Raw genomic sequence first — 585 nt, forward strand, 5'->3', positions numbered from 1 at the left:
GCACCATACTGATGCTGATTAATTTTTTTCCCATAAATTACGCAATGTATTGAGATGTTTTAATATTTTTCAGACGGCCTCTATCCAACCGGCAATGCGTTTTTCAACGGCTTCGGCATTCAGCCCCAAATCGGCTAAGAGTTTTTTCGGATCGCCGTGTTCGGTAACTTTGTCTTCTACACCCAGCAGCAATACCGGTTTGCAGATGCCGTGTTTCCCCAACACTTCCAACACCGCGCTGCCTGCGCCGCCTTGTTCGGCGTTTTCTTCGGCGGTAACGACGTAATCGTGGCTTCTGGCGAGACGGACGATCAGTTCTTCGTCTATCGGTTTGACAAAGCGCATATCGGCAACGGTCGCGTTCAGCTTGTCGGCAGCGGCCAATGATGGGGTAACCATGCTGCCAAAGGCGATAACGGCAATTTTCTCGCCTTCGCGACGGATGATGCCTTTGCCGATTTCAACGGTTTCCAGGCCGTCTGAAACGGTTGCACCCGTACCTGTACCGCGCGGATAACGGACGGCGGACGGCGAATTTGCCTGATAGCAGGTTGAGAGCAGCAGGCGGCATTCGTTTTCATCGCT

At 52.3% G+C, this 585-nt stretch carries 1 protein-coding gene; it reads right to left on the reverse strand.

Going from position 1 to position 585, the window contains the following annotated elements:
• Nucleotides 1-69: 69 nt before the first annotated feature.
• The coding region (locus ACTHUR_RS16240; RefSeq protein WP_440399710.1) for a transketolase C-terminal domain-containing protein at nt 70-585 on the reverse strand (516 nt) is incomplete at its 5' end.

It is taken from the genome of Neisseria sp. P0021.S007, assembly GCF_051956855.1.